Raw genomic sequence first — 7,780 nt, 5'->3', positions numbered from 1 at the left:
CGCCGCGTTCAAACCGCAGGGTACCGGAACATCCTGATTATCGCCTGGTGATGACGGCACCGTCGGGCAGCAGACCCTGTTTCTCCTCAGCGGATGCCTTGTCGAGATCGACAGCGATGCCGCGCTCTTTGAGAGCGGAGGTGGGCAGGCGACGATGCGGGTTCGACGGACCGGCCATGTTGCGCACGACGGTGGAGTGGTCGAACTCCAGCACCCGTTCGTACTCGGCGTTCCTGAGGTCATCGGCCCACAGGCCTGCCGTCTTCGCATAAGCCTCGACCAGCCGGACCTGTTCGGGATCGCGCCCGGTCAGCAGCAGGTAATTGATGGTCTGGCTGTCGATGTGGAGCATAGCGGCCGTGGCGCCGTATTCCGGGCATATATTCGAGATCGTCGCGCGGTCGCCGACGGCCTCACCGTCGGTGAGCGCGAGGACGATGTCGGTGGCGGTGATACCCGGATGGCGATGGCCGGTTAGCTTGATGCCGACGATATCGGGCTGGCGCATCATCGATGGGCGCCCGAGCATCACCGTCTAGGCCTCCAGCCCGCCGAGGCCGATGGCGATCACGCCCAGCGCATCGACGTGTGGGGTGGCTGTCGGTGCCGACGCAAGTGTCCGGGAAGGCGGCACCGTCGCGGACCTGGATCACCGGCGATATCTTCTCCAGATTGATCTGGTGCATGATGCCATTGCCGGCCGGGATCACGTCGATGTTCTCGAACGCGCTCTTAGTCCACTCGATGAAGTGGAAGCGGTCCTCGTTGCGGCGATCCTCGACTGCGCGGTTCTTGGCAAAGGCATCGGGATCGAAACCGCCGTATTCGACGGCAAGCGAATGGTCGACGATCAGTTGCGTGGGCACGACCGGGTTGACCTTGGCTGGGTCGCCGCCCTTGTCGGCGATGGCATCGCGCAGGCCCGCAAGGTCGACGAGTGCGGTCTGGCCGAGAATGTCATGGCAGACGACGCGCGCTGGATACCAGGGGAAATCGAGATCTCGCTTGCGCTCTATGATCTGCGTCAGCGTATCGGTCAGCATGGCAGGATCGTAGCCGCGGACGAGCTCATAGGGTAGGCCATCGTAGGCACCGGGACGGATCACCTGGATCGCCGCGCGGGTATCGAAGTAGTCGACTTGCGTGCCGGGAAGGTTCTTGCGGTAGGCGTCGTTCATGGGCGCCTTATCGCCAGGGCATGGCGCTCCAGAAATGACTGAAAAGGTGAAGATCTGCAAACGAATATCTGCAAATCGGCGAAGTTTGCGAATTCGCTGTCGCTCAGGTTACTACGGAATGCGGCCGGATCGGCAGGGGCTTGCCGCTTTCGTCTATGCATACCATTTTGAAATGACCGTTCGCTGCCAGAAAGTGTTTGCAGCTGGTGAGGCTTTCGGCCGTCATTGCCACCTCGACAGTCAGCGATGAACGCTCTTCGCGGATCACGAGGGCGTGCAGTTCGACGAACTTGCCGACAGGCACGGCGCGGTGAAATTCGATCCTTTCCGAGGCTGCCATGACCATCGCCGCGCGGGCGTGGCGGTTTGCGGCGACAAAGGCGGCCTTTCCCATGAGGCTAAGCGGGGTGCCGCCAAACAGCGTGCCATAGTGGTTCGCTTGCTCGAGGAAGATCATCTCGTACAGACGGGTTTCCGCAGTGTCTGCGGGGCAGGGGAATGGCGATCACCGGTATCTCCTCGTGCGCCATGCGGCCTCGTTATTAAATTTTTGTAATATTGGTGCGGTTGAGTGATTCCTTCACTCTTTGCTGCCAGTTTTACTTCCAGTCCTCTTTTACTTTTCCGTCGGTATTGGTACTCGGCCAGATAGCAAACACCTTGTCTGACAGGACAAGGGGGGACGATAAGGTGCGAAAATTTAATGAAATTGGATCCGGATACCGCCGGAGGGGGCGTGGGTGCTCCGGCGCAGGCGTTTGTGCATCCATCGCTGGCCTGCTTCGTTCTACTCGCCAAGTTTCTTGGCGTACCGGCAGAGCCACAGCAAATCGCGCATGACCGGGGCAAGGGGGATGATCCCTATTCGTTGGAGGATCTGAGCCGGATTGCGCGCAAACTTGGCCTGATCGCGCGGTTGCGGCCGGCTCAGGCCGATGAGTTGAGTAAGCTGCCCACGCCCGCCCTGATCGAGCGGCCCGATGGTGACGCGGTGATCCTGCTGCGCGTAGAGGATGCCGCAGTCAAACCGCGCTATCTGGTCCAGCGCGGCGATGCTGAGCGGCCGGAGGTATGGTCGGGCGACGAGATGGCCGAGCGCTTTGCGGGTCGTGTTCTGCTGCTGACCAGCCGTGAGGCGATTGCGGGCAAGAATCGTCCCTTCGACGTGTCTTGGTTCATCCCGGCATTGGTCAAGTATCGCTCGCCGCTGCGAGATGTGCTGGTCGGTTCGTTCTTTCTGCAGCTGACCGGTCTCGTGTCGCCGATCTTCTTCCAGCTGGTGATCGACAAAGTGCTGGTTCACCAGTCGATGACCACGCTTGATGTGCTCGCTTTCGGCCTCGCTGTGATCCTGATCTTCGAGACGGCGATGTCGGCGCTGCGTAACTGGCTTTTTGCCCATACGACGAACCGGGTCGATTCCGAGCTGTCTTCGCAGATGTTCCGGCATCTCTTGGCGTTGCCGATGAGCTATTTCGAAGCTCGCCGGGTCGGAGACAGTGTGGCGCGTGTGCGTGAGTTGGACCGGATTCGGGAGTTCCTCACATCGAACTCGGTTACCGTGGTCATCGACCTGATCTTCACCATAGTATTTTTTGCGGTGATGTATGTTTACAGCCCGATCCTGACGTTGATTGTTGCCCTGTCGATCCCTTTTTACGTCGTAATCTCGGCCGTGGTTTCGCCAGTCCTGAGAGAGAAGCTTGAGGAGAAGTTTCGGCGCGGCGCCGAGAACCAGTCCTTCCTTGTTGAGAGTGTCACTGGTATCGGAACCTTGAAGGCCATGGCGGTAGAGCCGCAAATGCGCGACCGCTGGGAGAAGCTCTTCTCCAGCTACACGACGATCGGTTTCGAGGTGGCCAAGTTGGCCAACTGGGGCAGTCATCTGATCCAGCTGGTTTCCAAGCTGACGACCGTTGCGATTCTGTACTTCGGGGCCAAGCAGGTGATCTCGGGAGACCTGACGGTCGGCAGTCTGGTCGCGTTCAATATGCTTTCGGGCCGCGTGGCCGCACCGATCCTGCGGCTTTCGCAGCTCTGGCAGGATTTCCAGCAGATCAAGATATCGGTCGACCGTCTGGGCGACGTGATCAATGCCCCGGCGGAGCCCGAATACGATGCGAGCCGCGCCAGTCTGCCGCCTGTCGCCGGGCAGATCACTTTCGACAAAGTGCGCTTTCGCTACCGCCCTGATGCGCCCGAGGCGTTGCGCGGGATCGAACTCGATATTGCTCCGGGTGAAATGCTGGGCATCGTCGGCCCGTCGGGATCGGGCAAGTCGACGCTGACCAAGCTCGTTCAGCGCCTCTACGTGCCCGAGCAGGGCAGGGTGCTGGTCGATGGGGTGGACCTCGCCCTGGTGGACCCGGCATGGCTGCGCCGTCAGGTTGGTGTAGTGTTGCAGGAGAACATCCTGTTCAACCGTTCGGTGCGGGATAACATCGCGCTGGCCGATCCGACCCGGCCAATGGAGGCAGTGATAGCGGCGGCGAAGCTGGCCGGCGCGCATGACTTCATTCTGCAGCTCAATCACGGGTACGATACCCAGATCGACGAACGCGGCGGCAACCTTTCGGGTGGCCAGCGCCAGCGCATCGCCATTGCCCGTGCACTCATCAACGATCCACGCATCCTCATCCTCGACGAAGCAACCAGCGCGCTCGATGCCGAGAGCGAGGAGATCATCCAGAACAACCTGATGGGCATCGCCCAGGGGCGAACGGTGGTGATTATCGCCCATCGGCTTTCGGCGGTGCGCCAGTGCCACCGGATCATAACCGTTGAGGCGGGGGAAGTGACCGAGATGGGCAGTCACGACGAACTCGTGCGCAGCGGTGGCCGTTATGCACAGCTCTACGCCAAGCAGATGGGCGTGCGGGTATGAAGTTCGCAGACCGTATCGCCGCGCGCTTTCCCACGCTCGCACGACACTGGGATGTCCTGCGTGTCGCCTGGCGCCGACAGGACGAGGCTGACGCGAACGCGCGCCCGCGCAGCGATCACGAGTTTCTTCCTGCTGCACTGGAAATCATGGAAAAGCCGCCGAGCCCGGGGCTGCGCTATCTGCTCTGGGCGATCTGCGGGCTGTTCACGCTGGCGCTCCTGTGGTCGATCATCGGTAAAGTCGATGTGATCGCGACGGCGACGGGCAAGGTGATCCCTACGGGCAATGTCAAGGTTATCCAGCCGGTTGAACTGGGTACTGTGCGGTCCATCCGGGTACGAAATGGGGAACAGGTCTCCAGAGGGCAACTGCTGGTCGAGCTGGATCCGACGATGGCCGGGGCGGATGAGGCCGCGGCCTCGGCGAACTATCTGACCAGCGAGCTTCAGGCGGCGCGCAACGCTGCGCTGCTAGGCTATCTTGGTGGAAAAGGCGTCCATTTCACCGCGCCGGAAGGTACACCGCCAGAAGTGGCTGCCGCGCAGAGAGACTATGTCGAAACCGCGATTGCCGAGTTCGAAGGTGAGCGCGCCGGTCTCATGCAGCGCAAAGCGCAGCACGAGGCGGACTTGTCTTCGGCGGAGGCCGAAATCGCCAAACTTGAACGCACATTGCCGCTGGTTGACCAGCAGCTTGCCGCGCGTGAGAAATTAACGGAGCGAGGCTATTTCTCGCGGCTCAAGCTGCTCGAATACCAGCAGCTGCGGGTCGAGCATATTCAGAACCTAGAGGTGCAGCGCGCCAATGCCAGGCGGGCACGGGCGCAGATCGCCGAGATCGATGCGCAGCTCAAGCAGTTGCGCGGTACGTTCGGCCGCACCGCGCTCAGCCAGTTGGTCGAGGGGCAGGACAAAAGCCGCGTAGCGCGCGAGGAAGTCACCAAGTCTTCGCGCCGGCGGGAATATCAGGCGCTTAAGGCTCCGGTAGCAGGGACGGTGCAGCAACTCGCGATCAGCACCGTCGGCGGGGTCGTCCAGCCCGCGCAGCCGCTCATGGTCATCGTACCTGATGCGGCGCAGCCAGTGGTCGAGGCGCAGATTCTCAACCGCGATATTGGCTTCGTGCGAGAGGGGCAGAAAGTTCGGGTCAAGCTGGAGGCCTACCCCTTTACTGATTTCGGCGTGGTGCCTGGTGTGGTGGAATCCATCAGCCGCGATGCGATCGATATGAGTCAGCAGGGCGGGCAGCATACCGATGCGAGCGGCCATGCAACCCAGCAGGGGCTTGTCTATGCGGCGCGTATCCGCTTGTTGCAGCGCTCGATCGACGTCGGCGGCAAGAAGCAGATGATCGGCCCCGGTCTTGCAGTGCAGGCGGAGATCGTGATCGGCCGCCGCCGGATCATTCAGTACCTGCTGTCGCCCATCGCCAAGACCATCGACGAGGCGGGGCGCGAGAAGTAGGCCAAAAAAATCCGGCGAGCGTTCGTGACGCCCGCCGGTTTTTGTTGCCCTTACAGGTCAGTTGACGGTTTCAGGCTCGCGAGTTTCCGTTTGGGCAGCGGCGCTGCCATCACCCTTCTGCGCGCCCATCTTCCTGAGCGTTTCCTCGTCGAGCAGGCGTGTGATCAGGGGGTGGAGCCTCAGGCTGCCTTCCTTCACCACCTGTCGGAAGTTTGCGACGACGGCAGCGGTCGCCCGCTGATCGGGCGCGATCACGTCGATCAGCCAGTTATTCGAGCCGGAGTTCCAGTCTTCCGCACGCAGGCGCAGCGGCCATGTCCCGGTTTTGATATGCTCACGGATGCGCGCATCGGCTTCGTCTGAGACACTGGCCCAGATGGCGACACCGGCGCTGTCGTCGGACAGCCCATTCTCTCCCTTGCGCTGCGCTATGGCAACCCGGTCGCGGACCAGCGGCTCAAGCACAAGGTGCTGCAGATCGGCAAGCGTTTGATGCCGGTAACGCGGCATCATCATCATCGCCATCACAACCTTCCCGAAACTCTCGCGCACATGGCTGCGCAGCGAGGCGATCTTGGCCGCTACGTCCGGGTCAAGCTGTGGCATCGCGGTCTGGTCCTGAGGTACGCTAGCAGGAGCTGCCGCGCCGTTCTTCTTTTCTGTCACGTGAAAATGTCTCCGCAGGAATAGGCAGGAATAGAAAGAAGAGTGAAACTCTATGGTTTGACGAGTATCTGTCAACGATTTGTATGGTTAATGGGGCGTTTGAAGAGAAAGTTCTCTCTAGGCCTACATTAAAATTTTTTAATGCGTCAGTTGGAGTGCTCTTAACTGTGAGAAATTCAGTGTTTTGGAAAAATCAAGGTGCAAGGGGTTGTTTTTGTGCTCTTTGCCTTCGTCTCCGGTCGTGCCATGCAGTGTGTAAGGGGGCTGAATCGTGGGCACGGTTGCGATTTTCAGAATTGGAGCGGTTTGCGCTGCGTTGCGTGTGGTTTCACCGCGATGAAGAGGACGCTTATGGCATCGATGATGTTGTCGGCGCTGGGGGTGCTTTGCGGGTGCGGGCAGAAGAAGCAGGATGCTTACGGGTGGGTATCGCCCGAGAGTCCGCCGCCTCGGCCGCCGCATTGTCCTGAGCCCCCTGAACTCGTCGATATACGTCTCGCTAACGGCAAATATGCTGATGTGCGTATTATTCAGTTCGGCGGCGCGCGTCTCTATGTTCCTACGAATTGGCTGGTCCGCATTCTGGTCGATCATACCGTCGCCAAATATCACTTGGATGAGGTCGAATCCCCAAGCCGGAAAACGATCCTCGCGCCCTTATTAGGTCGGTTTAAGCCGGACATTTACCAAGAGGAATGCCCGGGGGTCGTGCACGTCGCCAATCTCGGCGGAGTACGTGGCCAGTTCGCCGCGAGGACGATGAATACGACCCAGTTACGCTCTATGCCGCTGACAACCTGCAAGGCGCTCTGCGTGATCCACGTTTTGACGATGCTGAAATGAATGGTCTAGACATCCAGTCATCGGTCATGACCGATGGTCATCGCATGTCCAGCCCCTGGATGGCTCCAAATTTTGGGTGGTCCCAACCCGACCCCGCCTTCTTCGTGGTGATGTCTGGCGGCTGGGAAGGCCTTACCCCCAAGGGACGGGATCGCGCGCGCGCCGAAATGAACCGGTTGGGCCGATGGCTGCTGACCCCGCCAAATGATCGCAACGAGAATGAAGTCTTCTTTGAGGATGTCTGGCCATGACGACGACGCTCGAGCTATTCCGTGCGCCGATCAGAAATACTCTGAGGCCCTTTTACGATGAGGCGCTGGCAGGGGATCAGACCCAATTGAAAATTACGGTGATAGTGTCCTTATTCCGTCTCGGCCTAGCGGGATTGCGCCGCAGGAGCGGTCAAATGCACTGTCCCCGTAAGCCGATGGGGGGCTTGCGGAGATGACTCGTGGACGATTGGTGGGGCCGATCTGTGCGGTTCTGACCTTCTGGTTGCTGGCACTCCACGTGGCGACAGGCTTTCTGGATTTCATGATCAAGGACGGGGTCGGCGCTCGATCAGGAATGGTGAAGTTGATCGACCGCGCGGTCGATACGGCGTTGGTCGCACCGCTTGGGCGGGTGCCCGCGGCGATGGTGCTCGTGGTGCTGGGCGGCTTGGCGGGCTGGGCCGTGTATCGGGCAATGACGAGAAACGGAGCGGCAGGATGACCGCCGTGTGGATGAGCAGTCTGCTGAGCGCC

7 protein-coding genes and 1 pseudogene are annotated in these 7,780 nt (G+C 60.4%); 5 read left to right on the top strand and 3 right to left on the bottom strand.

Annotated features, from left to right (window positions below; all coding sequences use genetic code 11):
• Positions 1 to 49: 49 nt before the first annotated feature.
• Together MTR66_RS20890 and MTR66_RS20885 are read right to left on the bottom strand one after the other, a co-directional pair.
• A pseudogene (locus tag MTR66_RS20890) lies at positions 50 to 1,178 on the bottom strand (aconitase family protein); the annotation flags it as partial.
• Between the two features lie 103 nt (positions 1,179 to 1,281).
• Complete coding sequence (locus tag MTR66_RS20885; RefSeq protein ID WP_243924631.1) at positions 1,282 to 1,635, bottom strand: acyl-CoA thioesterase; 354 nt, start codon at positions 1,633 to 1,635, stop codon at positions 1,282 to 1,284.
• Between the two features lie 246 nt (positions 1,636 to 1,881).
• Between MTR66_RS20885 and MTR66_RS20880 the strand changes: the two genes are divergently transcribed.
• Positions 1,882 to 4,062, top strand: a complete 2,181-nt coding sequence (locus MTR66_RS20880; protein ID WP_243924630.1) for a type I secretion system permease/ATPase — start codon at positions 1,882 to 1,884, stop codon at positions 4,060 to 4,062.
• On the top strand, positions 4,059 to 5,525 hold the full coding sequence (locus MTR66_RS20875) for an HlyD family type I secretion periplasmic adaptor subunit (RefSeq protein WP_243924629.1): 1,467 nt from the start codon (positions 4,059 to 4,061) through the stop codon (positions 5,523 to 5,525). Before MTR66_RS20880 ends, MTR66_RS20875 begins: the two co-directional genes overlap by 4 nt.
• 57 nt (positions 5,526 to 5,582) lie before the next feature.
• Here the strand turns inward: MTR66_RS20875 and MTR66_RS20870 are convergent, their stop codons facing one another.
• Complete coding sequence (locus MTR66_RS20870) at positions 5,583 to 6,266, bottom strand: toxin-activating lysine-acyltransferase (protein WP_243924627.1); 684 nt, start codon at positions 6,264 to 6,266, stop codon at positions 5,583 to 5,585.
• A 276-nt stretch (positions 6,267 to 6,542) separates the two neighbouring features.
• On the opposite strand from MTR66_RS20870, the gene MTR66_RS20865 reads away from it, so the two are divergent.
• The 3 genes from MTR66_RS20865 (at position 6,543) to MTR66_RS20855 (ending at position 7,748) form a co-directional block, all read left to right on the top strand.
• Entirely contained in the window at positions 6,543 to 7,034 is a 492-nt protein-coding gene (locus MTR66_RS20865; protein WP_243924625.1) for a hypothetical protein, read from the top strand.
• Positions 7,031 to 7,285: a hypothetical protein gene (locus MTR66_RS20860; protein ID WP_243924623.1), complete on the top strand. Its 255-nt coding sequence runs from the start codon at positions 7,031 to 7,033 to the stop codon at positions 7,283 to 7,285. The genes MTR66_RS20865 and MTR66_RS20860 overlap by 4 nt, the downstream gene beginning before the upstream one ends.
• A 283-nt stretch (positions 7,286 to 7,568) precedes the next feature.
• Positions 7,569 to 7,748, top strand: coding sequence for a hypothetical protein (locus MTR66_RS20855; protein WP_243924621.1), 180 nt, complete (start codon positions 7,569 to 7,571; stop codon positions 7,746 to 7,748).
• Positions 7,749 to 7,780: the final 32 nt, after the last annotated feature.

This window comes from Novosphingobium beihaiense (genome assembly GCF_022832375.1).
Lineage (GTDB): Bacteria > Pseudomonadota > Alphaproteobacteria > Sphingomonadales > Sphingomonadaceae > Novosphingobium > Novosphingobium beihaiensis.
The sequence above is the reverse complement of the archived record's forward strand: the minus strand, read 5'-3'. Positions and strand labels throughout refer to the sequence as shown.

What these genes read in the sequence shown, in the direction of transcription:
- MTR66_RS20885 (WP_243924631.1), bottom strand. Translation starts at nt 1,635, where the DNA reads ATGATCTTCCTCGAGCAAGCGAACCACTATGGCACGCTGTTTGGCGGC.
- MTR66_RS20880 (WP_243924630.1), top strand. Translation starts at nt 1,882, where the DNA reads ATGAAATTGGATCCGGATACCGCCGGAGGGGGCGTGGGTGCTCCGGCG.
- MTR66_RS20875 (WP_243924629.1), top strand. Translation starts at nt 4,059, where the DNA reads ATGAAGTTCGCAGACCGTATCGCCGCGCGCTTTCCCACGCTCGCACGA.
- MTR66_RS20865 (WP_243924625.1), top strand. Translation starts at nt 6,543, where the DNA reads ATGGCATCGATGATGTTGTCGGCGCTGGGGGTGCTTTGCGGGTGCGGG.
- MTR66_RS20860 (WP_243924623.1), top strand. Translation starts at nt 7,031, where the DNA reads ATGAATGGTCTAGACATCCAGTCATCGGTCATGACCGATGGTCATCGC.
- MTR66_RS20855 (WP_243924621.1), top strand. Translation starts at nt 7,569, where the DNA reads ATGATCAAGGACGGGGTCGGCGCTCGATCAGGAATGGTGAAGTTGATC.